The sequence below is a fragment of the Streptomyces sp. CNB091 genome (assembly GCF_000377965.1).
The window spans coordinates 328,544-354,591 of sequence record NZ_KB898994.1 but is presented as its reverse complement, the minus strand read 5'-3'; the positions used below and the strand labels follow the sequence as shown (position 1 = coordinate 354,591).

Genomic DNA, 26,048 nt, shown 5'->3' with positions numbered 1-26,048 from the left:
GGCCCGGCAGGCCCGCGAGACCAGCCCCGCCCGCCCTGCGGTGCCACCGTCGCGCCGCCCTCACAGCGGCGCCTCCCACACCACCGTCGTACCGCCACCGCCCTCCCCGATCCCCCGTTCGATCCGGCTCGATCCGCCCAGCGACTCGGCCCGGCGGGCCAGGTTGCGCAGCCCGCTGCGGCGGCCGCCCTCCGGGATGCCCACCCCGTCGTCGGCGACCGAGAGGCGTACCGCTGCCCGCCCGTCCGGCAGGGTCACCGTCGCGTCGACGACCACATCGATCAGCGACGCCCCCGCGTGCCGGAACGCGTTGGAGAGGGCCTCGCGCAGCGCGGCGACCAGGTTCTTGCCGGTCAGCTCACCGACGAGCGAGTCCACCGGGCCGAGAAAGCGGTGCGAGGGCTTGAAGCCCAGCGGGACGGCCGCCATGTTGATCTCCCGCAGCACGCGGGTGCGCAGCCCCGACGGGGCCGCGGCCGGTTCCTGCTGGAGCGCGAAGATGGCCGTGCGGATCTCCTGGATCGTCACGTCCAGTTCGTCCACAGCCCGGCCGACGCCGGTCCGCACCTCGGGCACCACCGACCGGCGCTGGGCGCTCTCCAGCATCATCCCGGTGGCGAACAGCCGCTGGATCACCAGGTCGTGGAGGTCGCGGGCGATCCGGTCACGGTCCTCGTACACCGCGAGCCGCTCCCGGTCCCGCTGCGCCTCCGCCATCATCAACGCGAGCGCCGCCTGGGAGGCGAACTGGGTGGCGAGCGTCCGCTCGGTCTCCGTGAACGGGCGCGCGCCCCGCGCCCGGGGAGTGGCCAGCGCGCCGAGCACCCGGCCGCCGCTGTGGAGCGGCAGCATCATGCTGGGGCCGAACCGGTCGGCCAGCTTGGTGACCATCCGGCTGTCGGTGGCGGAGTCGTCGATGAACACCGCCTCGCCCGCCAGGAGTTTCGCCACCACCGCGCTCCGGGGCGGGATGATCACGCCGAGCGAGGACGCGGGGTCGTCGGACGAGACGGCGACGATCTCCAGGCCGCCCTCCTCGGCGGGCAGCAGCACGATCCCGGCGGCGGAGTCGGCGAGCCGGCGGGCCTGTTCGGCGACCACGGACAGCGCCTCGTCGGCGTCCCCGCCCGACAGGAGGGCCGTGGTGACCGCGACGGAACCGTCGATCCAGTGCTCCCGCTGCCGCGCCGCCTCGTACAGCCGGGCGTTGCCGATGGCGATCCCGGCCTCGGTGGCGAGCACCCTGACCATGTGGAGGTCGTAGTCGCTGAATTCGGCGCCATCCTGCTTCTCGGCCAGGTAGAGATTGCCGAAGACATCTCCCTGGACCCGGATGGGCACCCCCAGGAAGGTCCGCATCGAGGGGTGCCCCGGCGGGAAGCCCGCGGACCGCGGATCGGTGGACAGATCGGCCAGCCGGACCGGGGCGGGGTCGTGGATCAGCGCGCCGAGCAGACCCCGGTGGCCGTCGGGGCGTCGCCCGATCGCCTCGGCCACCTCCTGCGGAACGCCGTACGTCACGAAGTCCGACAGCCCCTCACCCAGCTCGTCGACGACGCCGATGGCGGCGTACCGGGCGTGGGCGAGCTCGGCCGCCGTCTCGCAGATCCGGTCCAGGGTGGAGTGCAGTTCCAGCCCCGCGCCGACGGAACGCATCGCCTCCAGGAGCTGCGGCACCCGCGCGGTCAGCTCGGTGGACAGGCCCTGGAGGCTGCGGGCGGCCCGGGTGGCGGCGTCCAGGGAGTCCTGCGGGTCGGGCTCTGCCATGACCTGAGCCTAGTTAGTCCCGATAGAGGGCGAAAGTCGAGAATGTACGGGGCGGGCGTAGGGGCGCCGGTCGCCCGGGGCCCGGCTCGGTGTCGCCGCCGCTATCGGACCCCCGCCCCGACCGCCTCCCGTTCGCGCTCCAGCATGCGGCGCAGCGGCCCGTCCTCGGCGACGAGTTCGGCGTACGGTCCGCGCTGCACGACCCGGCCCGCGTCCAGCACCAGCACCTCGTCGACCGTGCCGAGGCCGGTCAGCCGATGGGTGATCAGTACGGTCGCACGGCCCCGGGTCGCGTCCAGCAGGTCGGCGGTGAGGGCGTCGGCGGTCGGCAGGTCGAGGTGTTCGGCCGGCTCGTCCAGGACGAGTACGGGGAAGCCCGCCAGCAGCGCGCGGGCCAGGGCGAGGCGCTGGCGCTGACCGCCGGAGAGCCGCGCGCCGTGCTCGCCCACCGGGGTGTCGAGCTCCTCCGGCAGGGCCAGCACCCAGTCCAGGAGCCGGGCCCGGGAGAGCGCGTCGCGCAGTTCGGCGTCGGTCGCCCCGGGGCGGGCCAGCCGCAGGTTCTCGCGGATCGTGCTGTCGAAGACGTGCGCGTCCTGGGCGCACAGCCCGACCGAGCGCCGGACCGTCTCCGATTCCAGCGCGGACGCCTCGACGCCGCCCAGCCGGTACGTCCCCGACGAGGCGTCCAGGAAGCGCAGCAGGACCTGGGCGAGCGTCGTCTTGCCCGAGCCGGAGGGGCCCACGACCGCGATGCGCCGGCCGGGCGTCAGCGTCAGGTCGAGCGAGGCCAGCGCGTCGTGGCGGGCCCCCGGGTAGCGGGCACTCAGCCCCCGCACCTCCAGCGGGAAGGGCGACGCGGGCTCCTCGGCGGGGGCCTCGGGCTCCCGTACGGGCACGGGGGCGTCCAGCACCTCGAACACCCGCTCGGCGCTCCGGGCGACGCGCTGGCGGTACTGCACGGCGAGCGGCAGCCCGGTGACGGCCTCGAAGGCGGCGAGCGGGGTCAGCACCACCACGGCGAGCGCGACACCGGACAGCCGGCCGTCCTGCACGGCGGGGACGGCCACGGTCGCGGCGGCCACCACGGTGAGCCCGCAGACCAGGGCGGACAGCCCGCCGCCCAGCGCCGTCGCGGCGGCGGCGCGCGAGGCGATCCGGGTCAGCAGCGTGTCGGCCGCGCGCAGCCGCGTCTGCCGGGCGGGCAGCGCGCCCGCGACGGTCAGTTCGGCGGTGGCGCCCAGGAGGTCGGTGACCCGGGTGGCCAGGGCGGCGCGGGCGGGTGCGAGCTGACGTTCCGTACGGCGGGCACAGGCGCCGCTGACGAGCGGTACGCCGACCCCGGCGACCAGCAGCCCCGCGGCCAGGATCACGCCCGCCTCCGGGAGCAGCCAGCCGGTGAACCCGGCGGCCCCGGCCCCCACCACGAAGGCGGTGCCGACGGGCAGCAGCCAGCGCAGCCAGTAGTCCTGGAGCGCGTCCACATCGGCGACGAGCCGGGACAGCAGGTCCCCGCGCCGCGTGGTGCGCAGGCCCCCGGGGGCGATGCGTTCGAGACCCCGGTAGACGGAGACCCGCAGGTCGGCGAGGAGCTTCAGGACGGCGTCGTGCGAGACGAGCCGCTCGGCGTAGCGGAAGACCGCCCGGCCGATGCCGAAGGCGCGGGTCGCGGTGACCGCCATCATCAAGTACATGACCGGCGGCTCTTCGGAAGCGCGGGAGATCAACCAGCCGGAGACCGCCATGAGTCCCACGGCCGACCCGACCGCCAGGCTCCCGAGCAGCAGGGCCAGGGTCAGTCGTCCGCGCTGCGTCCCGGCCGACTCGCGGACCCGGGCGAGCACCCGTCCGGAGCGGGCACCGTCCTTCCGCGGTCCGCCGTCGGCCGCGCGCACTTCCTCCGCCCGGTGGGCGTCCAGGAGTTCGCCCCCGGCGAGCGGCTGGGGGATGGCCGGCCCGGCGGTGACGGCACGCGTACCGGGGCCCCCGTCCTCGGTCCGCTCCCGCACGTCGGTACGCGGCTCCAGGGTCACCACGCGGTCGGCGACCGCCAGCAGGGCCGGACGGTGGACGACCAGCAGCACGGTCCGCCCGGCGGCCAGCCTCCGTACGGCGTCGACGATGCCCGCCTCGCTCTCGCCGTCCAGGCTCGCGGTCGGCTCGTCCAGCAGCAGGAGCGGCCGGTCGGCGAGGAACGCCCGGGCGAGGGCCAGGCGCTGGCGCTGGCCCGCGGAGAGCCCGGCGCCGTCCTCCCCCAGGGCCGTCCGCATCCCGTCGGGCAGGGCCGCGACGAAGTCGTACGCGCCCGCGTCCCGCAGCGCCGCGAGGACCGCCTCGTCGTCGGCGTCGGGCCGCGCGAGGCGCACGTTCTCGGCGATGGTGTCCGCGAAGAGGTGGGGACGCTGGGGAACCCAGGCGATACGGCTCCGCCAGCGTTCGAGGTCCAGGTCCTTGAGCTCCCGGCCGCCGACCCGGACATGCCCCTCGTCGGGTAGGGCGAACCCGAGGAGCACGTTCAGCAGGGTGGACTTGCCGACCCCGCTCGGGCCGACCAGGGCGACGGTCTCCCCCGGCTCCACGGTGAGCGACGCGGCGTCCAGCGAGGGTTCGGCGCGGCCCTCGTGGCGTACGGTCACGTCCGCCAGTTCCAGGCGCGGCGCGTCCGGGACGTCCTCGGTGCCCGAGGCCCGGGGCTCGGTCTCCAGGACGGTGAAGATCTCCTCCGCGGCCGACAGGCCCTCGGCCGCCGCGTGGTACTGCGCTCCGACCTGGCGGATCGGCAGATACGCCTCCGGGGCCAGGATCAGGACCACCAGGCCGGTGTAAAGGTCGAGTTCGCCGTGGACGAGCCGCATGCCGATCGTGACGGCGACGAGGGCCACCGACAGGGTCGCCAGCAGCTCCAGGGCGAACGAGGACAGGAAGGCGATCCGCAGGGTGCGCAGGGTGGCCCGGCGGTAGTCGGAGGTGATCGTGCGGATCGATTCGGCCTGGGCCTTGGCCCGCCCGAAGACCTTCAGGGTCGGCAGGCCGGCGACGACGTCCAGGAAGTGCCCGGAGAGCCGGGACAGCAGCTGCCACTGGCGGTCCATCCGGGACTGGGTGGCCCAGCCGATCAGGATCATGAAGAGCGGGATGAGCGGCAGTGTGACAACGATGATCGCCGCCGACACCCAGTCCTCGGTGACGATCCGGGCGAGCACCGCCACGGGCACCACGACGGCGAGTCCGAGCTGCGGGAGATAGCGGGCGAAGTAGTCGTCGAGCGCGTCGATGCCCCGGGTCGCCAGCGCGACGAGCGAACCGGTGCGCTGCCCGCTCAGCCAGTCGGGGCCCAGTCGCGCGGCCCGCTCCAGGAGCCGGCCGCGCAGTTCGGACTTGACGGCCGCGCTGGCGCGATGGGCCGCCAGTTCGGTGAGCCAGGCGACGAAGGCCCGGCCCAGGGCGACCGCGGCGAGCAGGAGAAGGGGGGTGCGCAGCGCGGTGACCGTGAGTCCGCCCTCGAAACCGCCCACCACGATCTCGGCGATGAGCATCGCCTGGGCGATCACCAGCAGGGCGCCGACCAGGCCGAGGGCCACCACGGCCGCCAGGAAGAGGCGGGTGGCGCGCGCGTGGTGGAGCAGACGCGGATCGATCGGTTTCACGTGAAACATCCCCCCGGCGGGGTCGGTGAACGCTGCGGGACAGTGAGCTGCCGCACGCCTCGCGGGGCCCGCGGCAGCTCACCGGAGTCAGTGCGGGTCGGCGATGTGCTGGGTGCCGATGCGCTTGCGGAAGACCCAGTAGGTCCAGCTCTGGTAGAGCAGCACGACGGGCGTGGCGATACCCGCGCACCAGGTCATGATCTTGAGCGTGTACGGGCTGGACGAGGCGTTGGTGACCGTGAGGTTCCAGGCGTCGTTCAGCGAGGACGGCATGACGTTCGGGAAGAGCGTCAGGAAGAGTACCGCGACCGTCGCCGCGATCGTCACGCCCGAGAACGCGAACGACCAGCCCTCGCGGCCCTTGGCAATGGCCCCGATCGCGGCCAGGAGCGCCACCACCGCCACGATCACGGCCCCCAGGCTCCAGGCGTCCCCGTTCTCCGCCTGCGTCCAGACCAGGAAGCCCAGTGCGAGCACGGCGGTGACCGGCCCGAGCTTCAGCGCCAGTGCGCGGGCCCGGGCCCGGATGTCGCCCGCCGTCTTGAGGCCGGCGAACACCGCCCCGTGGAAGGTGAAGAGCGTGAGGGTGACGAGGCCGCCGAGGATCGCGTACGGGTTGAGGAGGTCCCAGAGACTGCCGACGTACTCCATGTCGGCGTCGATCTTCACGCCCCGCACGATGTTCCCGAACGCCACGCCCCACAGCACCGCGGGAATCAGGGAGGTCCAGAAGATCGCGGTCTCCCAGTTCGTCTGCCACCGCTCCTCGGGCCGCTTGGCGCGGTACTCGAAGGCGACGCCTCGCACGATCAGGCAGAACAGGATGATCAGCAGCGGCAGGTAGAAGCCGGAGAAGAGCGTGGCGTACCACTCGGGGAAGGCGGCGAAGGTCGCGCCGCCCGCGCTGAGCAGCCAGACCTCGTTTCCGTCCCAGACGGGCCCGATCGTGTTGATCAGGACCCGGCGCTCCTTGCGGTCACGGGCCAGCAGCTTGGTGAGGACCCCGATGCCGAAGTCGAATCCCTCCAGGAAGAAGTAGCCGGTCCAGAGGACGGCGATGAGCACGAACCAGACGTCGTGGAGTTCCATCTCTCAGCTCCTGTGCTCAGTACGAGAAGGCCATCGGCCGGTCGGCGTCTTCTTCGTCGTGGCCGCCGATCCTGGTGGGCGGGTTGAGGTCGTCCTGGGTGAGTTCCGGGGGGCCGGCCTTGATGTACTTCACGAGCAGCTTCACCTCGATCACGGCGAGCACCGCGTACAGCAGGGTGAAGACGACCATCGAGGTGATGACCTCGCCCTGTGAGACACCGGGGGAGACCCCGGCACGGGTCTGGAGCACCCCGTAGACGACCCACGGCTGGCGGCCCATCTCGGTGAAGATCCAGCCCCAGGAGTTGGCGATCAGCGGGAAGAGCAGTGTCCAGAGCGCGACGACCCAGTAGAGCTTGGTGAGCCTCGGGCTCAGCGCCTTGTTCTTGAAGAGGACGAGATGGGGCACCTCGTCCTCACCGGTCCGCAGCGCCGGTGGCAGCAGGAACTTCCTCCGGGTCAGCCAGAGCCCCAGGAGGCCGAGGCCGAAGGAGGCCATACCGAAGCCGATCATCCACCGGAAGCTCCAGAACGCGACCGGGATGTTGGGACGGTAGTCGCCGGGCCCGTACTTCTCCTCCATGCTCTTGTTGATGTCGTTGATGCCGGGGACGTGCGAGTTCGGGTCGTTGTTGGCGAGGAAGGAGAGCACGCCGGGGATCGAGATCTCGACCGAGTTGTGGCCCTTGCTGACATCCCCGTACGCGAAGATCGAGAACGGCGCCCTGTCCTGTCCGTCCCAGAGGGCCTCGGCGGCGGCCATCTTCATCGGCTGCTGCCGGAACATGACCTTGGCGAGGCTGTCACCGCTGACGGCGGTGAGCATTCCGGCGACCACGACGGTGATCAGGCCCAGGCGCAGCGAGGTCCGCATCACCGGGATGTGCTTCTTGCGCGCCAGGTGGAACGCGGCGATGCCGACCATGAAGGCTCCGCCGACCAGGAACGCCGCCGTGATGGTGTGGAAGAACTGGGTGACCGCGGTGTCCTGGGTGAGCACCCGCCAGAAGTCGGTGAGCTCGGCGCGGCCGCGCTCCTCGTTGATCCGGTAGCCGACCGGGTGCTGCATCCAGGAGTTGGCCGCCAGGATGAAGTAGGCGGAGAGGACCGTGCCGAGCGAGACCATCCAGATGCAGGCGAGGTGGATCTTCTTCGGCAGCTTGTCCCAGCCGAAGATCCACAGACCGATGAAGGTGGACTCGAAGAAGAAGGCGATCAGCGCCTCGAAGGCGAGCGGAGCGCCGAAGACGTCACCGACGAAACGCGAGTAGTCGGACCAGTTCATGCCGAACTGGAACTCCTGGACGATGCCCGTGACGACGCCCATGGCGATGTTGATCAGGAACAGCTTGCCCCAGAACTTGGTCGCCCTGAGGTACTTCTCGTTCTCCGTCCGCACCCAGGCGGTCTGCAGGCCGGCGGTGAGCGCGGCGAGCGAGATCGTCAGGGGGACGAAGAGGAAGTGGTAGACGGTGGTGATGCCGAACTGCCATCGCGCCAGGGTCTCCGGCGCCAGAGCGAGGTCCACGTCGTCAGTCTCCTTACATCGCCGTGGTCGTACCGGCACTACGCCCCTTTGATCCCACCGATTACGGGAGAAAGCAGGCGAGCTTGTGAACGCGTTCACATTCACAAGCAATTATGGCGCACACACTTTCGGACCCTTCGCCGGGGGTACCCCTTTTCGGTCCCCGCCCCACGGACCCGGCCCCCGCCCCACGCGAAAAGGGCCCCGGACCTCGCGATCGAGGTCCGGGGCCACCCGGCCGCACAGGCGCGTGCGGGTCTACAGCTCCGCGCGGAACGCCTCCGCCGTCTTCAGGAAGAGGTCGTTGCCCTCGTTCTCGCCGATCGAGACCCGGACGCCCTCGCCCTTGAAGGGCCGTACGACCACCCCGGCCCGCTCGCAGGCCCCGGCGAAGTCGAGGGTCCGCTCACCGAGCCGCAGCCAGACGAAGTTCGCCTGCGACTCCGGCACCGTCCAGCCCTGGCGCACCAGCTCCGCGCTCACCCGGGTGCGCTCGGCGACCAGCGAGCCCACCCGGCCCAGCAGCTCGTCCTCCGCACGGAGCGAGGCCACCGCCGCGTCCTGGGCGAGCTGGCTCACCCCGAACGGGACGGCGGTCTTGCGCAGCGCCGCGGCCACCGGCTCGTGGGCCACCGCGAAGCCGACCCGCAGCCCGGCCAGACCGTACGCCTTGGAGAAGGTCCGCAGCACCGCCACATTGGGCCGGTCCCGGTAGATCTCGATGCCGTCCGGCACCTCGGCGTCGCGGATGAACTCCTTGTACGCCTCGTCGAGCACCACCAGCACATCGCTCGGCACCCGGTCGAGGAACCGTTCCAGCTCGGCCCGGCGCACCACCGTGCCGGTGGGGTTGTTGGGATTGCAGACGAAGATCAGCCGGGTCCGGTCGGTGATCGCCTCCGCCATCGCGTCGAGGTCGTGCACCTCGCCGTCGGTCAGCGGGACCTTCACCGAGGTCGCGCCGCTGACCTGCGTGATGATCGGGTACGCCTCGAAGGACCGCCAGGCGTAGATGACCTCGTCGCCGGGTCCGGAGGTGGCCTGGAGCAGCTGCTGGGCCACCCCCACCGACCCGGTGCCGGTGGCGAGATGCGCCAGGGGCACACCGAAGCGGTCGGCCAGCTCGTTCATCAGGCCGGTGCACGCCATGTCCGGGTAGCGGTTGAAGTTCCCCGCGGCGGCGAGCGCCGACTCCAGCACCCCCGGCAGCGGCGGAAAGGGATTCTCGTTGGAGGACAGCTTGTACGCGACCGGTCCACCGGCCGCCGCCGGCTTCCCCGGCACATAGGCGGGAACGCCGTCCAGCTCGGCGCGCAGCTTGGGGCTCGTCTCGCTCACCGCAGGTCCTCCTCGACCGTCTGTTCACAGCAATACTGCACACCTTAAGAGGATTGGGCCCCGCTGCGAATGGCCCGAGCGGGAAATCGACCGCAGTGCCCGGGAACGGGGCCTCGCGCGGGGCCGGTCCGAGCCTCTCCCGAGGGGGGAGCGTTTCGCGTTCCGGCGCGCGCTGGTGGCTCGCGCCGTGGCGCGCGTCCCCCGAAGTGGTGAGTTGAGACCTCTTCGAGACATCGCACATACAGCAGGCTGCCACCCTCCAGTACCTGAAACAGCTATGCAGTAGCGGCCAACTTCCTTGCATTACAAGGATTCTGATGGTCCATGACCTTGCAGAAACGTGCCTGTCAACGTGCGCATATGCGACCGGACCGACCACCCCTCGGAGCCCTACTATCGGCTCGCCATGACAGCAGCAGGGAAGCACCAGGTGAGCCGGACGGAGACCCCCCGGCGCAGCGGCCGGCCAGGACGGGCGGGGATCCGTGATGTGGCCGCCGCGGCCGGAGTCTCGATCACGACCGTCTCCGACGCGCTCAACGGCAAGGGCAGGCTCCCGGACGCCACCCGCCGCCATGTCCGCGAGGTCGCCGAGCGCCTGGGCTACCGCCCTTCCGCCGCGGCCCGAACCCTCCGTACGGGCAAGTCCGGCCTGATCGGCCTGACCGTGACCACGTACGGGAATGAACCTTTCACCTTCACCGAATTCGCGTACTTCGCGGAGATGGCGAGAGCCGCGACCTCCGCGGCGCTCGCCCGCGGCTACGCCCTCGTCATCCTCCCCGCCACCTCCCGGCACGACGTCTGGTCGAACGTCGCGCTCGACGGGACCGTCGTCATCGACCCCTCCGATCAGGACCCGGTCGTCACCGAACTGGTCCGCCAGGGACTGCCCGTGGTCTCGGACGGCCGCCCGGCCGGGACGCTCCCCGTCACCGCCTGGGTCGACAACGACCACCGGGCCGCCGTGCTCGACCTCCTCGACCATCTCGCCGCCGCCGGAGCCCGCCGTATCGGCCTGCTGACCGGCAACACCACCGACACGTACACCCGGTTGTCCACCACCGCCTACCTCCACTGGTGCGAGCGGGTCGGCCAGGACCCCGTCTACGAGTCCTACCCGGCCCACGACCCCTGCGCGGGGGCGGTCGCCGCCGACCGGCTGCTCGCCCGCCCGGACCGCCCCGACGCGGTCTACGGGCTCTTCGACCCCAACGGGACCGACCTCCTCGCCGCGGCCCGCCGCTACGGACTGCGGGTCCCCGAGGACCTGCTGCTGGTCTGCTGCAGCGAGTCCACCGTGTACGCGGCCACCGAGCCGCCCATCACGACGCTCTCGCTGAAGCCCCGCCGCATCGGCACGGCCGTCGTCCAGCTCCTCATCGACGCCATCGAAGGGGTCGAGCACGACGGGCCGGTGGAGCAGGTCATACCGACGGAGCTCATCGTCCGGACCTCCTCGCAACGACGTCCACCGCGCACCACGGTCAGCGCGCCACGCTCCCCCAGCGGGGACTGATCATCTCTTTTCGGACTAATCAGCCGGTGAACCGAGCGTGCGCCCGGATTCACCACCCCTGGTGCGTCACACAGGTCGATCCGCATTCCTATGATGGGCGCACGACACCGCGGACCACCTCTACCAGGCAAGGCCCGTCAGGTGTACGGCGGCGCGACGGTGGTGGAGGGGTCGATGACTCAGGGGGCCGGTCAGGAACCCGTGGTGCGGACGGCGACGTTGCGTGACTTCCGGGTTCCGCCGTATGCGCAGACACCCGTGCCACCGCAAGCGCAGGCGGTGCCTCCTTCCCCCGTGCCACCGCGGGAGCCGGAACCGAACCCTCCGGCGCCCGGCGCCTCCGTGCCCCCCGCAGTGCCGCCGCGCGCTCCCGCCCCGCCCCGGCCGCCGCATCCCGGCAACGCCGTCGTGGGCGGCGAGCAGCCGGAGGGCTACACCCCGACCGAGCGGGACCTCCCGATCATCCGTCGCGGCGACACGGTCCAGGTGCAGACCGTTCCCGAGCCGCGCCCCATGGCCGAGGACAGCCGCGGCCCGCTCTTCGTCGTCGGCGACGTGCACGGCTACCTCGACGAGCTGATCGCCGCCCTCGGCGCGCAGGGCCTCATCGACGCCGACGGGAACTGGGCCGCGGGCAACGCCCGGCTGTGGTTCCTCGGCGACTTCACCGACCGCGGGCCCGACGGCATCGGAGTCATCGACCTCGTCATGCGGCTCTCCGCCGAGGCGGCGGCGGCCGGCGGCTACTGCAAGGCCCTGATGGGCAACCACGAGCTGCTGCTGATCGGCGCCAAGCGGTTCGCCGACACCCCCGTCAACTCCGGGGCGGGCACCGCCACCTTCCAGGCCGCCTGGCTGCTCAACGGCGGCCAGAAGACCGACATGGAGCGCCTCCAGGACGTCCACCTCCAGTGGATGTCCCGGCTCGACGCGGTCGTCGAGGAGGACGGCCATCTGCTGATGCACTCCGACACGACGGCCTACCTCGACTACGGGTCCACCATCGAGGACGTCAATGACACGATCACGGCCATTCTCACGCGCAACGACGCCGACGAGTGCTGGGACCTCTTCCGCAAGCTCACCAAGCGGTTCGCCTTCCGGGACGAGGGCGGCGCCCAGGCGGTGCGCGAGCTGCTGACGACGTACGGCGGACAGCGCGTCGTCCATGGTCACAGCCCCATTCCCTACCTCCTGGGCGAGGTCGGCACCGAGGACGGCGAGGACGGCGCGGGGCCCGTGATCAACGGCCCGCACGTGTACGCGGACGACCTCGCCATCGCCATGGACGGCGGAGTGACCATGGCCGGAAAGCTGTTGGTGGTTCAACTCCCGCTGCATGACTGACCGTCGGCGGGGAAGGCGCTTCAGGTTCCGCCCGCGCCGACCTCGCCGATCGACGGGCCCGTCACCGGGCCCAATTCTGGAAACACCCTGTCACCCCGTGCCGTGAGCGCTCTACCATCGGCGTATCAGTGGCAGGCTCTCCTCCGTTTCCGCCCGATCGCCCGGTCTCCATGCGGGCAGCCGGGCACCGACGGAGCATCGGGGGATGCAGATGACAAGCGCTCCGCACCTGCTGGCCGAGGACGGACCCGAGTACGAGCGGATCCTGGGCGACGCACTGCGCCACGCTCATGAACGCCCGGACCTGGAGGGCGTCGGGGACCGGCTCAACACCGAACAGCTGCGCACCATGGCGCTCAGCGCCACGGCGCTGATCACCGCGGCCGCGGCCACCGAGTACGAGCACTACGTGAAGGCCCGCGGTGAACTGCGCCGCGCGGCGGCCGCGGAGGGGATCGACGGCGGCCCGGCCACGGACGGGCCGCAGAGCACGGCGGCCGGCTCGGGCGCCGGCATAGGCGCGGTCATCACGGTCCTGACCCCGCTGCTGGCCGGCTCCGCGGCCGTCATCTTCCTGCTCGTCGGCTATCTGGTGAAGGCGGTCGGCCCGTCGGTGACCTTCGGCGGCACGATGGTCGCGGCCGGATGGTTCTTCGCCGCGGTCGCCGCCGCGGCGATCCTGGTCGCGGCCGTCGGACTGCTCGTCACCGCGCTCCGCAACGGCGCGACGTCGCTGGCCGCCGAGGACGAGGAGCAGGAGCTACCGGAAGACGTCGCACGGGCCAGGGAGGCGTGGCGCCACGCCCTGCTGGAGCGCGGCATCCTCCCGTTCCTCCGGGACGCCCTGGCCGACCCCACCGCGGGACCCGCCGCACGGACCCCGCACCGTTCGCCCAACCGCATCCCGAAGGTCGGGTACAGCAGGCCGGACTTCTCCGGCCCGGACGACGGGCCGGCGGCCGGTCCCCGGCCGACCTTCACCAGCCCCGACTTCACGAGCCCGGACTTCGGCGGGCCGGAGCACCGGCCGGAGTGAGGTCCGGGTACGGCGAAGGCCGGGGCGGCTGTGTGCCGCGCCCGGCCTCACGGTGCTCCGGAACGTACCGGAGCTGTCGGTCAGACGGCCGGAGCCAGCTTCGGGTTGGCACCGTGCTGGTTCGTCTCCGGCTTGCCCTCCGAGGCGAGGAAGACGAGCAGGATGATGGCGCCGACCAGCGGGACGAACGAGATGAAGAACCACCAGCCCGAGCGGCCGGTGTCGTGCAGACGACGCACCATGACCGCCAGCGACGGAACGATGACCGCGGCGATGTAGAGGTAGTACGGGATCTGCGTGTCGATCGCCATGCCGAGCACCGACAGCACCACGGCGATGATGGAGTTGAAGAGCACGAACATCCAGTACTCCTTGCGGCGCGCGCGTCCGCTGAAGCCTGCGTAGTTCTTGAGTACGTCCAGGTACCAGTTCACGGTGATTCCCTCCCCGGCCCCCGATCCGAGGGGGCGCCAATTTCAAGCCAAGCAAGCCGGAAAGTAAGCCACAGATAAGGAAAGGGTCAAGCACAGGTGAGCTGCGGGCCAAACGTACATACAGCTGCCACACGACTGTGTCCATACTGTCGCTTAACAAGGTAGCCAACCAGGTCAAATCGGCTTGAAATGGCTGTTGTTGCTCGGTAAGCCACAGAACGCGCATACTCTCCTGGCCGGATCGGGCCTCGGCCCCAGCGGAGAAGCCGGCCGCCGGGGAAGCCCCGGCGGCCGGCCCGTATCAGTCGGCGATGGGCAGGTAGACCCGGTTGCCGGCGGCCGCGAACTCCTTCGACTTCTCGGCCATGCCCTCCTCGATCTCCTCCTGCGAACCACCGTGCTGACGCCGGATGTCCTGGGAGATCTTCATCGAGCAGAACTTCGGCCCGCACATCGAGCAGAAGTGCGCCGTCTTCGCCGGTTCGGCGGGCAGCGTCTCGTCATGGAACTCCCGCGCCGTGTCCGGGTCGAGGGCCAGGTTGAACTGGTCCTCCCAGCGGAACTCGAACCGCGCGTCGGAGAGGGCGTCGTCCCACTCCTGCGCACCCGGGTGCCCCTTGGCCAGGTCGGCCGCGTGGGCGGCGATCTTGTAGGTGATGACGCCCGTCTTCACGTCGTCCCGGTTCGGCAGCCCCAGGTGCTCCTTGGGCGTGACGTAACAGAGCATCGCGGTGCCCCACCAGGCGATCATCGCGGCGCCGATGCCCGAGGTGATGTGGTCGTAGGCGGGCGCGACGTCCGTGGTCAGCGGGCCGAGCGTGTAGAACGGCGCCTCCTCGCAGATCTCCTGCTGGAGGTCGATGTTCTCCTTGATCTTGTGCATCGGGACGTGCCCGGGGCCCTCGATCATGGTCTGGACACCGAACCGCTTCGCGACCGTGTTCAGCTCGCCCAACGTGCGCAGCTCGGCGAACTGCGCCTCGTCGTTGGCGTCCGCGATCGAACCGGGACGCAGCCCGTCGCCCAGGGAGTAGGTGACGTCGTACGTCGCGAGGATCTCGCAGAGCTCCTCGAAGTGCTCGTAGAGGAACGACTCCTTGTGGTGGGCGAGACACCAGGCCGCCATGATCGAGCCGCCGCGCGAGACGATGCCGGTCTTGCGGCGGGCCGTCAGCGGGACGTACGGCAGGCGCACACCGGCGTGCACCGTCATGTAGTCCACGCCCTGCTCGGCCTGTTCGATGACGGTGTCCTTGTAGATCTCCCAGGTCAGCTCCTCGGCCCGGCCGTCGACCTTCTCCAGCGCCTGGTAGAGCGGGACGGTACCGATCGGCACGGGGGAGTTGCGCAGCACCCATTCACGGGTGGTGTGGATATTGCGGCCGGTGGACAGGTCCATGACCGTGTCGGCGCCCCACTTCGTCGCCCAGGTCATCTTGTCCACCTCCTCCTCGATGGAGGAGGTGACGGCCGAGTTGCCGATGTTGGCGTTGACCTTCACCAGGAACCGCTTGCCGATGATCATCGGCTCGATCTCGGGGTGGTTGACGTTGGCCGGCAGGACCGCCCGGCCCTGGGCGATCTCCTCGCGGACGACCTCGGGCTCCACGTTCTCCCGGATCGCCACGTACTCCATCTCCGGGGTGATCTCCCCCCGTCGGGCGTACGCGAGCTGGGTGACGGGACGTCCGTCGCGGCTGCGGCGCGGCTGGCGCGGGCGGCCGGGGAAGACGGCGTCGAGGTTGCGCAGTCCGCCGCGCGGCGAGGTGTGCTTGAGCCCGTCGTCCTCGGGGCGGGCCGGCCGGCCCGCGTACTCCTCGGTGTCGCCGCGGGCGATGATCCAGTTCTCCCGCAGGGGCGCGAGGCCCCGGCGGACATCGGTGTCGATGGAGGGATCGGTGTACGGCCCGGACGTGTCGTACAGCGTCACGTCCTTGCCGTTGGTGAGGTGCACCTGTCGAACCGGCACCCGGAGGTCCGGGCGCGAGCCCTGGACGTACCCCTTGTGCCAGCCGATGGACTTCCCGGCCTCGTCGTTCGGCGTCCCGTCGCCCGGCGTCGTGCCGCCCGGCGTTCCGTCGATCTGTTTCGAGGCAGGCGTGCGTGCGTCCGCTGTGGTCATGAGACCTACTCCCTACGCCGGCATTACCCGGTAACAGGTTCGGCGGTCGGCGCAGCGTGTTCCCGTACGGATGTACGGCGATCAGCGCCCTCTCAGCCCGGTGCTCCGAGCTCCCGCGTGTGCAAAGGTGCCTCCACGCTAGCGTCCTTTCGGGCGAGCTGACCAGAGGGGCCTCCCGTTCTTGCGATGATCGCCCCGTGACCTCCCCCCAAAGCGACCCCGCACCCCAGCCGCCCCAGGGCCACAGCCACGGCCACACCCACAGCCACGGGCCGGCCGCTCCGGTCTCCCGGCACCTGCGCAAGGTGATCGCCGCCGTGCTGATCCCGTTCGCGACGGCGGTCGTCGTCGGCCTGATCGCGTTCTGGCCCGGCGGCGCGCCCGACCACGAGCGCACCGGCGTCGGATTCGACCGGCAGACGCAGGACGGCAAGGTCGTCCAGGTCGTCAAGGTCGACTGCGCGGACGTCAACGCCGCGCAGGTGCCCCCGACCGGTGACACCTCCACGCCTTCGGGCCGCGAGGCCGTCAACGAGCAGGAGGGGGAGTGCGCGAAGGCCACCATCGAGGTGACCAGCGGCGACGACAAGGGCCGGAAGTTCGTCGAGGTGGTCCAGCCGGACGCTCCCCGACAGCTGAAGGAGGGTCAGGGCGTGGTCGTCGCGTACGCCCCCGACGCGCCGCGCGACCTCCAGTACTCGGTGACCGACGTGGACCGGAAGGTCCCGATGGCGGTGCTGGCCGGGATCTTCGCGCTGGCGGTGGTCCTGGTGGGCAGGATGCGCGGGGTGATGGCGCTGGTGGCGCTGGCCGTGTCGTTCGCCGTGCTGACCCTGTTCATCCTGCCGGCGATCCTGCAGGGCTCGAACCCGCTGGTAGTGGCGGTGATCGGGGCCAGCGCGATCATGCTGGCGGCCCTCTATCTGTGCCACGGGGTCACGGCCCGTACGTCGGTCGCGGTCGTCGGAACGCTGATCTCGCTGCTGCTGATCGGGCTGCTGGGCTCCCTGTTCATCGGCTGGGCGAACCTGAGCGGCAACACCGACGACAACACCGGCCTCATCCACGGCCTCTACCCGGACATCGATATGAGCGGTCTGCTGCTGGCCGGTGTCATCATCGGTTCGCTCGGGGTGCTCGACGATGTGACGGTCACCCAGACCTCCGCCGTCTGGGAACTTCACCAGGCGGACCCGCGGATGGGTTGGAAGGGTCTGTACCGGGCAGGTATCCGGATCGGAAGGGACCACATCGCCTCGGTGGTCAACACCCTGGTGCTGGCGTACGCGGGCGCGGCGCTGCCGCTGCTGCTGCTCTTCTCCATCGCCCAGAGCAGTGTGGGGACGGTGGCCAACAGCGAGCTGGTCGCCGAGGAGATCGTCCGCACACTGGTCGGATCGATCGGCCTGGTCGCCTCGGTGCCGGTGACCACGGTGCTCGCCGCGCTGGTCGTCTCCGCGGACCGTCCGGGATCCGGTGGCGCACAGGCGGCTACGGCCGCACCCGCGCGGACGGGTCGGGGCCGTCGTCGTAAGTCGGGGTGACGGGGCATCGGGGGCACGTGCGGTCAGCCCGCGTTCTGCTCCTCGGCGAGGATGCGGCCGAGCGCGTCCTCCAGATTCCCGTCGAAGTCACCCAGAGTGTGCTCCTGGCCGAGCGGCACGAGCTTGTCCGTCCGGTCGAGAAACGCCACCAGTGGCGCCGTCCCCGCCCGGAACAGCGCACGGTCCGCGCCGACCTGGAGCCGGATGTGCACATCGCTAAGGCCCTCGGGCTCGGTCGGGCCGATGTGCACATCTCCGTCGCCGCTCGGGCTGTTGAGCCCGTCCAGCAGCAGTTCACGGCCGAACGCCCAGGTCACAGGGGCATCGCCGGGAAGGTGGAACGTCATCCGGATGGCATACGGATCGCCGACCTCGTACCGGAGCTCCACCGGAATACGAAAAGAGAGCTCCTCGGAGACGAGGAAGCTCATCATGACCTCTGCTTGAACCGACTCGCGCATCGTTCAACCCCGCAGTAGATGAATCTGGCCAGGAATGATCCCCCATGGCCCTATTGACGCCATCGTGGTGCACGCGATAGCAGATCACAAGGAGTGATTTTTCAGATACTGATAGAGAACACGAACGAACGCAAGAGGCTGGCGACTTCGCCACGTAACTGTTCGACTGCGGGCAGCAACCGATCTTCCCGGTCCAGGGGTACGGAAATGGCCATCGCCGCAATGGTGGCACCGGCCGTGACGGGAATCGCGGCGCACACGGTCCCCAGTGCGTACTCCTGGCGTTCGATGACCGGTTCACCTCGACGGAGGGTGCGCAGCCGTTCCAGAAGTGTGGCGCGATCTCGCACTGAGTAACGGGTGAGAGGGCGCACGGGGTGTCGGTCGAGGTGGTCCTCGCGGGCTCGCTCGTCGAGTTGGGCGAGCAGACACTGGCCGATGGCGTGCGCGTGCGCGGTTTCCCGGAACGAGGCCCACTCCTCCACGGCCGGGGTGTCGGGGGCGTCCGCGACCGCGATGAGATCGATCTCGCCGTCGCAGTAGACGGCGCAGTACACCGGGGCTCCGATGACGTCCCGCCAGCGGCCGAGGGAGTCGGCGACGGAGGCGGGGCGCGGGCGGCTCCGGACTCCGGGGGCGACGGTCAGGTTCTCGGCGGCCGCACCGAAGAGGAAGACACCGTTCTCGCGGCGGAGATAGCCCTCATGGGTGAGGGTGCGCAGCAAGTGGTACGCGGTCGGGAGCGGAAGCCCCGCCTCACGTGCCAGTTGCTTGGCCGGCGCCCCGTCCCGATGGGTGCCCACAGCCTCCAGCAGCCTCAACGCCCGCTGAACCGAACCGATCAAGGTCGGCACAGCGGTGCTAGATGCCGTGGTCAAGGGCCACCCCCAGGCATGGTGACGGGCCGTCGGCCCTCCCGTGGGGGCCGCCCCCACGGGCCTGCCGCGATCCCGAGGACCGGAGATCCGGCCCGTGACCGGCGAGGACCGGTCCGGGCGCCGACGATCGAAGGCCAACGACCGGACTGTCGTACCCAGGACCGATCAGGCAATCGATATGGTGACGGAAGGTCACATTCCGGATGGCGGCAGTGGTTTGTCACTGTATCGGCCGCCTGTGGCAGACGGGTGGTTTCCTCCGGGACTTAGCTCTGCTGGGCTAATCCCGCGCGCCGGCGCTGACCTCACCTCGTCCTGCGGGCCCGGGACGAACAGGCCGGAAGACCCCCCGTGCCGACCCGCGTTCCGTGTACTACCAGTCACCACGCGAGGGCGACGACGACATGAACTTGCGGACGACGAAGATCAGCCCGCCGACCACGACGACGAAGACCAGCGCCTTGAAGAGCAGGCTGATCACGAAGCCGACGACGCTGGCGATCAGCCCGCCGAACACGAAGATCGCAACGACGGGCACCGCGATCCACTTCACCCACCAGGGCATTCCCGCGAAAATCTCCCGCACGGCCATCGCCTCTACCTCGTCTCTCTGAGTCCTTGCCTCGATGCTAAAGGCGCGAAGGCCTCCCGCGGGGGGCGGGCAGCCCTTGAAGACCCCTGATCGAGCCCCTAGGGATCCCTGGGACGGGCGCATCGGATTCCCGGGAAAGCTCAACTCCCGGGCGCCGGGAATCAGCCCTCGGGCGGCGAGAAGACGACCATCACCCGCAGGTCCTCGGTGATGTGGTGGAACTTGTGGGCCACGCCCGCGGGTACGTAGACGACGCTCCCCCTGCCGACCTGCGTCGTCTCCATCCCCACCGTGATCGACGCCCGCCCGCTGACGACGAAGTAGACCTCGTCCTGCTGGTGCGGCTGCTGCGGATCGAGCTCTCCCGCGTCCAGGGCGTACAGGCCGACCGACATATTGCGTTCCCGCACGAACTGCAGGTAGGCGCCGTCGTTGGCGGCCCGCTCCGCCTCGAGCTCGTCCAGTCTGAATGCCTTCATGGCCCGTCCCGCCCCTTGTACCCACGCTGTCGGCTGTGCCCGCGCTGCCGGTGTCCACCACCGATCATGTCTGCCACGATCAGACACATGAAGAATTTCGTAGTCAAGACGATCGCCAACGCGGGTGCGCTGGCCGTTGCCATCTGGCTCATCGGCAACATCACGCTGGAGGGCGGCAGCACGGGCCGCAAGGCCCTCACCCTGATCCTGGTCGCGCTGATCTTCGGCCTGGTGAACTTCCTGGTGAAGCCCGTGGTCCAGCTGCTGACGTTCCCGTTGTTCATCCTGACACTGGGGTTGATCACCCTGGTGGTCAACGCCCTGATGCTGATGCTGACCTCCTGGCTGGCCGGCGTGTTCGATCTCAGCTTCCACGTCGAGGGCTTCTGGACGGCGGTGCTCGGCGGACTGATCATCTCGGTCGTTTCCTGGGCGCTCAACGTCGTCCTGCCCGACGAGAACTGATTCCGGCATTCGGTATTCCGGACCTCCGGGGAAGGCCGCTCCTGGAGCCTCTGGAAGAGTGCGAGGACACCGGTCCACCACCGGGAGAGCAGCGAAGGAGCAGGCATGAGCACCATGGGCGACGGAACGCGCGCGGTACGCGCCGGGCTTCCCGAACCGGAGCAGTTCGGTCCCACCCTCCCCGGCCCCGTCTTCGCCGCGCACTTCCACCTCTCCGGCGAACCGGTGGGTCCCTACACCTACGGCCGGGAGGCCAACCCGACCTGGACCCACCTGGAGCGGGCCATCGGTGAGCTGGAGGCTCCCGGTGAGGACGTGGGCACGACCGTGTTCGCTTCGGGCATGGCGGCGATCACCGCGGTGCTGCTCTCTCAGGTCCGTTCGGGCGACGCCGTGGTCCTGCCCGACGACGGCTACCAGGCACTGCCGCTCGTACGGGAGCAACTGGAGGCGTACGGGGTCGAGGTCCGGACCGCGCCGACCGGCGGCGACGCCCAGTCGGCCCTGATGGCCGGGGCGAAGCTGCTCTGGATCGAGAGCCCGTCCAACCCGGGCCTGGACGTCTGCGACATCCGGCGGCTGGTCGAGGCCGCGCACGCGGCGGGTGCGCTGGTCGCCGTCGACAACACCCTGGCCACCCCGATCGGCCAGCGCCCGCTGGAGCTGGGCGCCGATTTCTCGGTCGCCAGCGACACGAAGGGCATGACCGGGCACGGCGACATCCTGCTCGGCCATGTGACCTGCCGCGATCCCCGGCTGACGGCGGACGTACGGCGCTGGCGCAAGGTCGTCGGGGCGATTCCGGGGCCGATGGAGGCCTGGCTGGCGCACCGCTCGCTGGCCACCCTCCACCTGCGCATCGACCGGCAGTGCACCACCGCCCTCGCTCTCGCCGAGGCGCTGACGAAGCGCCCGGAGGTCACCGGGCTGCGGTATCCGGGACTGCCCACCGACCCGTCACACGTCGTCGCGGCGCGCCAGATGCGGCGCTTCGGATCCGTGGTGTCCTTCGAGCTGGCCGACCGGGAGACCGCGGAGCGCTTCCTGTCCGCGCTGCGCCTGGTCGACGACGCGACGAGCTTCGGCGGCGTCCGGTCCACCGCGGAGCGCCGGGGCCGCTGGGGCGGCGACGCCGTCGCGGAGGGCTTCATCCGCTTCTCGGTCGGCGCGGAGGACCCCGAGGACCTGCTCGCCGACGTCGAACAGGCGCTGAACACGGCGGTCCGGTAGGCCGGGAGAGTTTCAGACGGTCCTGCACGGGCCACTCTCTTGCCATGACCGAACGTCCTGTGGTCAAGCGCACCGCACGCGCCGTCCTGCTCGACGGCGACGACCTCATCCTGATCAAGCGCACGAAACCGGGAGTCGATCCTTACTGGCTCACGCCCGGCGGCGGAGTCGAGCCGGAGGACGCCAGCGTCGTCGAAGCACTGCACCGCGAGGTCGACGAGGAGCTGGGCGCCAAGATCGTCGACGTGGTCCCGTGCTTCGTCGACACCGTGGAACACATCGCGGACGGCGGCGTGACGGGAGTGAAGGTCCAGCACTTCTTCGTCTGCCGACTGGCGTCGATGGACGTCTCCCTGCGGCACGGCCCGGAGATCGACGAGCCCACCGGGGAGTACGAGATCGTCCGGGTGCCGTTCAGCCGCGTAGGGATCGCGGCCGTGCACCTCGTTCCGCTGTCACTGCGGCACTACCTCGACGGCAACATCGAAGGCGTACGGGCGATGCACGCCCCCGACCTGGGCTGACACCCCCGCGGCGGGCACGCGCCCCGAGGCCCCGCCGGGGCGCGTACTCCCCAGCGGGTACCCATGGACACTCCCGCTGGGCGACGCCCCGGGAAGCCCCTCGCGGCATCGTGTTTCACGTGAAACCACTCAAGCGCCCCCGTACGCCGAGGAATCCTCGTCGCCCATGTCGCCGTCTCCGTCAGCTGGCTCGGCCCGACCGTCGGCCTGCTGACGCTCGGCATCACCTCGATCTCGGTGCTCAAGCCCTGGGGGCTCACCCGGCGCGGCAGGCGGCTGCGGATCTCGGCCAGTTCCGCGAAATCGGTGGACGCGCGATCATCCCGTCAGACAGCCTGACCCCATGCACAGCCCAACACCCCTCTCCCTCGTCGAGCTGCCCATCCGGCGCCTGAACCGGGGAGACCTGGTCCCGTGCGCCGATCTCTGCGAGGACCGCGGCTGGCCGCGCGACGAACACCGGTGGGGGCTGCTCCTCTCGGCCGGCGCCGGATACGGGATCGACGCCCCGGACGGCAAGGGCCTGGCGGGGACCTGCCTGACCATGCCCTACGGATCCGGCCTCACCGCGGTCGGCATGCTGCTCGTCGCCGACCGCTACGGACGCCGGGGACTCGCCCGCCGGCTCATGCGCCACGTGATGGAAGCCGTGGGGGACACCCCGCTCGTCCTGTACGCCACCGAACAGGGACAGCCGCTCTACGAGGACCTCGGCTTCTCCGCCGCAGGCCGGACCGAACGCGTCGGCGGCCGTTTCGGAGCGAGCGGCCCCGACGGCTCCCCCTCCGGCTCTCCCTCCCCCTCGGCCTCTCGCCCGTCCGTGACCACCCGTCCGGCAGCGGCGGACGACCTGCGGGCGTTGGTCCGGCTCGACCTCTCCGTGTTCGGCGCCGACCGGACGCATCTGCTCGCCCGGCTGCCCGCCTTCTCCGACCGGCTCCAGGTCGCCGAGGAGCACGGCGAGCTGATCGGCTACGCGGCGCTCTGGCCGAGCGGGCAGGCCGAGGTGGTCGGGCCGCTGATCGCCCGGGACACGCCCACCGCGCAGGCCCTGGTCACGGCCCTGGCCGCCACGACGGACCGGCCACTGCGCACCGACGTCCACGCCGCGCACAAGGAATTGCTGGGCTGGCTGGTGGAGCGCGGGCTTGAGCCCCTCACCCGGACCACCGTGATGACCTACAACATCACGGACCTGCCCGGCGATGCCGCCCGCAGGTTCGCCCCGCTCACCCTCGCGACGGGCTGACGCGAGGCAGCCGCACCGCGACGAGGACGGTACGGCTGCTTCGCGATGTGTGTCCCCGGGGAGGGGGCGGCTCAGTGCGGGGCCGCTGCCGCGACGGCCGGCTCGGGGCCGCTCCCGGCGACGATCCGGCTCCTGCTGGTCTCCCGGCGCTCCAGCAGGCTGGAGAACACGGCCAGGACCAGGGCCGACGCGGCGAGCGCGGCGCCGACCCAGTTGGGGGCGGTGTAGCCGAGGCCTGCGGCGATCACGAGACCGCCGAGCCAGGCGGAGAGGGCGTTGCCGAGATTGAACGCCCCGATGTTGACCGCGGAGGCCAGCGTCGGCGCACCCGCCGCCTGGTCGAGGACCCGCTTCTGCAGCGGAGGCACGGTCGCGAAGCCCAGGGCGCCGATCAGAACGATGGTGACGGCCGCGGCGATCTTGTTGTGGGCGGTCACGGTGAACAGGCCGAGCACCACGGCGAGCGAGCCGAGCGAGACGTACAGCATGGGCATCAGGTGGCGGTCGGCGAACGGCCGCCGATCAGGGGAAGACCCGCTACCTGTGCGACACCGACCGCCGCGGCATCTACACCGATGTCACCGAGGCCGGGAGCACGTTGCTGGAGGCCGCCCGGCCGACGAACGACAACGCGCTGCGGGCGGCACTGAACGAGGCGGCCGAGAACCCTGAGCTCGCCCCTCTGGTCAGGGCCGTCGAAGAGCTCAAGGTCCCGGCCTGACCGAGCCTGATCAGCGCGGCACCCGGGGCCGTCCTAGGATGCCGATCATGAGTGATCTCGCCATACGCCCCGCCGTCCCGGACGACCTGCCCGCGGTGGTCGCGATGCTCGCCGACGACCCTCTGGGCGCGCAGCGCGAGTCACCCGACGACCTCGCCCCCTACCAGGAGGCGCTCCAGCGGCTGGCCGGCGACCCGAACCAGCACGTGGTCGTCGCCGTTCGCGAGGACAAGGTCGTCGGCACACTGCAGCTGACCGTCGTCCCGGGGCTGTCCCGCCGCGGCGCGACCCGCTCCATCATCGAGGGGGTCCGCATCCACGCCGACGAGCGCGGCAGCGGCCTCGGCACCCAGCTCATCCAGTGGGCGGTGGACGAATCCCGCCGCCAGAACTGCCAGTTGGTGCAGCTGACGTCGGACGTCACCCGCGAGGACGCGCACCGCTTCTACGAGCGGCTCGGCTTCACCGCCAGCCATGTGGGCTTCAAGCTGGCGCTCTGACGAGCACGGACGGGTGGGCGTTTCACAGGAAACTCCGGTGGGCGTTTCACATAGATGCGGGGAGGCGTTTCACGTAAGACGCGGGTGGGTGTTTCACGTGAAACATCCACCCGCTACCCGGCGGGAAGCTCAGCCGGCGAACCCGCGCCAGCCCTCCGCGTCCACACCGCCGGGCACGGCCGCGCCCGCCTCGTACGGCTCCCGGGTGAAGACGAACGAGCCGAGGTCGAGGTGGTCCACCGAGCCGTCGTCCTTGCGTACGACGCGCAGGGTCTCCCCCGCGTAGTAGTCGTTCTGACCCGTCCAGGTGCCGTCCGGGCGGTACGTGAAGGCCGCGCCTCGTCCCTTGCCGCCCAGCGGCGTGAGCTGCAGGCCCCGGTCCCCCGTGAGCCTCAGCGTGACCGGGTGGGTGCCCCAGTGCCAGATCCCGGTCAGCGCGAGCAGCTCGTCGTCCACCTCGGGCAGCGGGCGCCAGGGCTCCGGGATCCGCGGCTCGGCCTCGACCACGATCCCCAGGAGTTCGGCGGCCACCATCGCGGCGGGCAGCCCCGAGGTGACGTTGGCGAGAACGACCGCGGCCACGTCGTCCTCCTCGCTGACCCAGAGGCCGGCGACGAACCCGGGAAGCGATCCCGAATGCCCGAAGAGCACACGCTCCTCGCCCCCGACGATCTGGAGTCCGAGACCGTAACCGCTGCCGCCCGTCTCGGCCGGTGCGGCGGGCGTCCGCATCTCCCGTACGGAGGAGACCGGCAGGACCCGGTCGTCGCCCTCGGTCAGGAAGGCGGCGAACCGCAGCAGGTCCGCCGCAGTGGACCAGAGCTGACCGGCGGGCGCCATGATCCCGAGGTCCTCGGCGGGTTCGCTCAGCATGACATCGGCCCAGGGGTGGACGGCCCAGCCGCCCGCGTGCGGAGCCACGGGCCCGCTCGTCGTGCGACGCATACCCAGCGGCTCCAGGATCTCGCGGCGCAGCGCCTCCTCCCAGGAGACGCCACGCACCGCTTCCACCAGTGAACCGAGCAGGGTGTAACCAGGGTTGGAGTAGTGATGGCGACGGCCGGCCGGATGCCTCTGCGGCCGGTCGCCCAGCACGTCGGCGAGCTCGGGCCGCAGGCCGCCGGGCGTCCGCTCCCACCAGGGGGCGGGTGCTTCGGCACCCAGCCCCGCGCTGTGGCCCAGCAGCTGAAAGACGGTCACCCCGCCCGCCCCCGTGCCGGGAAGGTGCTTCTCCAGGGGGTCGTCCAGGTCGATCAAGCCCTCGTCCCGCAGCCGCAGAACCAGAACGGCGGTGAACGTCTTGGTGATCGAACCGATCCGGTACTGCGTATCGGCGTCGGGAGCATGCCCCTCGACGCACGTACACGCCCCGCTCCAGGCCGTACGCCCCTGCCGCCGCACCGCGGCCACGAGGGACGGCGCGCGGCCGTCCCGCTGGGCGACGGCGATGCGGTGCAGCAGGGCGCGTCGGGTACTGGGAAGCAGGTCTTCGCCGATGGAAGTCATGGTCCAACCCCTACCCGACGGGCTGCCCCCTGACGAATCCTTTTCCACGGAGTCGCGGCCCGGACCAGCACTGAC

General features: G+C 70.7%; 21 protein-coding genes and 2 pseudogenes. 10 read left to right on the top strand and 13 right to left on the bottom strand.

What is annotated here, in order from left to right:
* Positions 1–60 precede the first annotated feature (60 nt).
* The 5 genes from D581_RS0111485 to hisC form a co-directional block, all read right to left on the bottom strand.
* Complete coding sequence (locus D581_RS0111485; RefSeq protein ID WP_018957368.1) at positions 61–1,767, bottom strand: GAF domain-containing protein; 1,707 nt, start codon at positions 1,765–1,767, stop codon at positions 61–63.
* A 101-nt stretch (positions 1,768–1,868) separates the two neighbouring features.
* A complete protein-coding gene (gene cydD, locus D581_RS0111480; RefSeq protein ID WP_018957367.1) occupies positions 1,869–5,411 on the bottom strand; it encodes a thiol reductant ABC exporter subunit CydD in 3,543 nt (1,180 codons plus the stop codon).
* Between the two features lie 87 nt (positions 5,412–5,498).
* Entirely contained in the window at positions 5,499–6,500 is a 1,002-nt protein-coding gene (gene cydB, locus D581_RS0111475) for a cytochrome d ubiquinol oxidase subunit II (protein WP_018957366.1), read from the bottom strand.
* 16 nt (positions 6,501–6,516) lie between these two features.
* The gene (locus tag D581_RS0111470) at positions 6,517–8,028 is read right to left on the bottom strand and encodes a cytochrome ubiquinol oxidase subunit I (RefSeq protein WP_018957365.1); all 1,512 of its coding nucleotides are present in this window, start codon (positions 8,026–8,028) and stop codon (positions 6,517–6,519) included.
* 258 nt (positions 8,029–8,286) lie between these two features.
* Complete coding sequence (gene hisC / locus D581_RS0111465) at positions 8,287–9,366, bottom strand: histidinol-phosphate transaminase (protein ID WP_018957364.1); 1,080 nt, start codon at positions 9,364–9,366, stop codon at positions 8,287–8,289.
* Positions 9,367–9,772: 406 nt separating this feature from the next.
* Between hisC and D581_RS0111460 the strand changes: the two genes are divergently transcribed.
* The 3 genes from D581_RS0111460 to D581_RS0111450 all read left to right on the top strand — a co-directional run bounded on the left by D581_RS0111460 (position 9,773) and on the right by D581_RS0111450 (position 13,268).
* Entirely contained in the window at positions 9,773–10,885 is a 1,113-nt protein-coding gene (locus D581_RS0111460) for a LacI family DNA-binding transcriptional regulator (RefSeq protein WP_006126041.1), read from the top strand.
* Positions 10,886–11,044: 159 nt separating this feature from the next.
* A complete protein-coding gene (locus D581_RS01000000137110) occupies positions 11,045–12,232 on the top strand; it encodes a metallophosphoesterase (protein ID WP_026290422.1) in 1,188 nt (395 codons plus the stop codon).
* Positions 12,233–12,437: 205 nt separating this feature from the next.
* Positions 12,438–13,268: a hypothetical protein gene (locus D581_RS0111450; RefSeq protein ID WP_018957362.1), complete on the top strand. Its 831-nt coding sequence runs from the start codon at positions 12,438–12,440 to the stop codon at positions 13,266–13,268.
* An 80-nt stretch (positions 13,269–13,348) separates the two neighbouring features.
* On the opposite strand, the gene D581_RS0111445 is transcribed toward D581_RS0111450, so the two are convergent.
* Positions 13,349–13,702: a DUF805 domain-containing protein gene (locus tag D581_RS0111445; protein ID WP_018957361.1), complete on the bottom strand. Its 354-nt coding sequence runs from the start codon at positions 13,700–13,702 to the stop codon at positions 13,349–13,351.
* 301 nt (positions 13,703–14,003) lie between these two features.
* Positions 14,004–15,824: a phosphomethylpyrimidine synthase ThiC gene (gene thiC / locus D581_RS0111440; protein WP_018957360.1), complete on the bottom strand. Its 1,821-nt coding sequence runs from the start codon at positions 15,822–15,824 to the stop codon at positions 14,004–14,006.
* A 197-nt stretch (positions 15,825–16,021) separates the two neighbouring features.
* Here thiC and D581_RS0111435 point away from each other — a divergent pair, with 197 nt between their 5' ends.
* Positions 16,022–17,368, top strand: coding sequence for a YibE/F family protein (locus tag D581_RS0111435; protein WP_018957359.1), 1,347 nt, complete (start codon positions 16,022–16,024; stop codon positions 17,366–17,368).
* Between the two features lie 23 nt (positions 17,369–17,391).
* On the opposite strand, the gene D581_RS0111430 is transcribed toward D581_RS0111435, so the two are convergent.
* From D581_RS0111430 to D581_RS0111415, 4 genes are all read right to left on the bottom strand, one after another.
* Entirely contained in the window at positions 17,392–17,829 is a 438-nt protein-coding gene (locus D581_RS0111430) for an SsgA family sporulation/cell division regulator (protein WP_018957358.1), read from the bottom strand.
* Positions 17,830–17,930: 101 nt separating this feature from the next.
* Positions 17,931–18,707 (bottom strand): IclR family transcriptional regulator, encoded by a 777-nt coding sequence (locus D581_RS0111425; protein ID WP_361872785.1) that lies wholly within the window; start codon positions 18,705–18,707, stop codon positions 17,931–17,933.
* A 373-nt stretch (positions 18,708–19,080) separates the two neighbouring features.
* Positions 19,081–19,293, bottom strand: a complete 213-nt coding sequence (locus D581_RS0111420) for a DUF5326 family protein (RefSeq protein WP_026290421.1) — start codon at positions 19,291–19,293, stop codon at positions 19,081–19,083.
* A gap of 167 nt (positions 19,294–19,460) precedes the next feature.
* Entirely contained in the window at positions 19,461–19,778 is a 318-nt protein-coding gene (locus D581_RS0111415) for a cupin domain-containing protein (protein ID WP_006126030.1), read from the bottom strand.
* Between the two features lie 87 nt (positions 19,779–19,865).
* Here D581_RS0111415 and D581_RS0111410 point away from each other — a divergent pair, with 87 nt between their 5' ends.
* The 4 genes from D581_RS0111410 to D581_RS0111395 all read left to right on the top strand — a co-directional run bounded on the left by D581_RS0111410 (position 19,866) and on the right by D581_RS0111395 (position 23,246).
* A complete protein-coding gene (locus D581_RS0111410) occupies positions 19,866–20,243 on the top strand; it encodes a phage holin family protein (RefSeq protein ID WP_007453829.1) in 378 nt (125 codons plus the stop codon).
* 105 nt (positions 20,244–20,348) lie between these two features.
* Complete coding sequence (locus D581_RS0111405) at positions 20,349–21,473, top strand: cystathionine gamma-lyase (protein ID WP_018957355.1); 1,125 nt, start codon at positions 20,349–20,351, stop codon at positions 21,471–21,473.
* 44 nt (positions 21,474–21,517) lie between these two features.
* On the top strand, positions 21,518–21,997 hold the full coding sequence (locus tag D581_RS0111400) for an NUDIX hydrolase (RefSeq protein WP_026290420.1): 480 nt from the start codon (positions 21,518–21,520) through the stop codon (positions 21,995–21,997).
* 343 nt (positions 21,998–22,340) lie between these two features.
* A complete protein-coding gene (locus D581_RS0111395) occupies positions 22,341–23,246 on the top strand; it encodes a GNAT family N-acetyltransferase (RefSeq protein WP_018957353.1) in 906 nt (301 codons plus the stop codon).
* A gap of 71 nt (positions 23,247–23,317) precedes the next feature.
* On the opposite strand, the pseudogene D581_RS1000000138570 reads toward D581_RS0111395, so the two are convergent.
* Positions 23,318–23,758 (bottom strand): annotated as a pseudogene (locus D581_RS1000000138570) (MFS transporter); the annotation flags it as partial.
* Positions 23,759–23,778: 20 nt separating this feature from the next.
* On the opposite strand from D581_RS1000000138570, the pseudogene D581_RS01000000137105 reads away from it, so the two are divergent.
* Both D581_RS01000000137105 and D581_RS0111380 read left to right on the top strand, forming a co-directional pair.
* A pseudogene (locus D581_RS01000000137105) lies at positions 23,779–23,967 on the top strand (MarR family transcriptional regulator); the annotation flags it as partial.
* 47 nt (positions 23,968–24,014) lie between these two features.
* On the top strand, positions 24,015–24,467 hold the full coding sequence (locus D581_RS0111380) for a GNAT family N-acetyltransferase (protein ID WP_026290419.1): 453 nt from the start codon (positions 24,015–24,017) through the stop codon (positions 24,465–24,467).
* Positions 24,468–24,596: 129 nt separating this feature from the next.
* Here the strand turns inward: D581_RS0111380 and D581_RS0111375 are convergent, their stop codons facing one another.
* Positions 24,597–25,973: a serine hydrolase domain-containing protein gene (locus tag D581_RS0111375; protein ID WP_018957349.1), complete on the bottom strand. Its 1,377-nt coding sequence runs from the start codon at positions 25,971–25,973 to the stop codon at positions 24,597–24,599.
* Positions 25,974–26,048: the final 75 nt, after the last annotated feature.

Bases quoted from the DNA above. Each gene is read 5' to 3' on its own strand.
- thiC (WP_018957360.1), bottom strand. From the start codon at position 15,824: ATGACCACAGCGGACGCACGCACGCCTGCCTCGAAACAGATCGACGGA.
- D581_RS0111380 (WP_026290419.1), top strand. From the start codon at position 24,015: ATGAGTGATCTCGCCATACGCCCCGCCGTCCCGGACGACCTGCCCGCG.
- D581_RS0111405 (WP_018957355.1), top strand. From the start codon at position 20,349: ATGAGCACCATGGGCGACGGAACGCGCGCGGTACGCGCCGGGCTTCCC.
- D581_RS0111485 (WP_018957368.1), bottom strand. From the start codon at position 1,767: ATGGCAGAGCCCGACCCGCAGGACTCCCTGGACGCCGCCACCCGGGCC.
- D581_RS0111430 (WP_018957358.1), bottom strand. From the start codon at position 17,829: ATGCGCGAGTCGGTTCAAGCAGAGGTCATGATGAGCTTCCTCGTCTCC.
- D581_RS0111410 (WP_007453829.1), top strand. From the start codon at position 19,866: ATGAAGAATTTCGTAGTCAAGACGATCGCCAACGCGGGTGCGCTGGCC.
- D581_RS0111460 (WP_006126041.1), top strand. From the start codon at position 9,773: ATGACAGCAGCAGGGAAGCACCAGGTGAGCCGGACGGAGACCCCCCGG.
- D581_RS0111450 (WP_018957362.1), top strand. From the start codon at position 12,438: ATGCAGATGACAAGCGCTCCGCACCTGCTGGCCGAGGACGGACCCGAG.
- cydB (WP_018957366.1), bottom strand. From the start codon at position 6,500: ATGGAACTCCACGACGTCTGGTTCGTGCTCATCGCCGTCCTCTGGACC.
- D581_RS0111400 (WP_026290420.1), top strand. From the start codon at position 21,518: ATGACCGAACGTCCTGTGGTCAAGCGCACCGCACGCGCCGTCCTGCTC.
- D581_RS0111415 (WP_006126030.1), bottom strand. From the start codon at position 19,778: ATGAAGGCATTCAGACTGGACGAGCTCGAGGCGGAGCGGGCCGCCAAC.
- D581_RS0111375 (WP_018957349.1), bottom strand. From the start codon at position 25,973: ATGACTTCCATCGGCGAAGACCTGCTTCCCAGTACCCGACGCGCCCTG.
- D581_RS0111395 (WP_018957353.1), top strand. From the start codon at position 22,341: ATGCACAGCCCAACACCCCTCTCCCTCGTCGAGCTGCCCATCCGGCGC.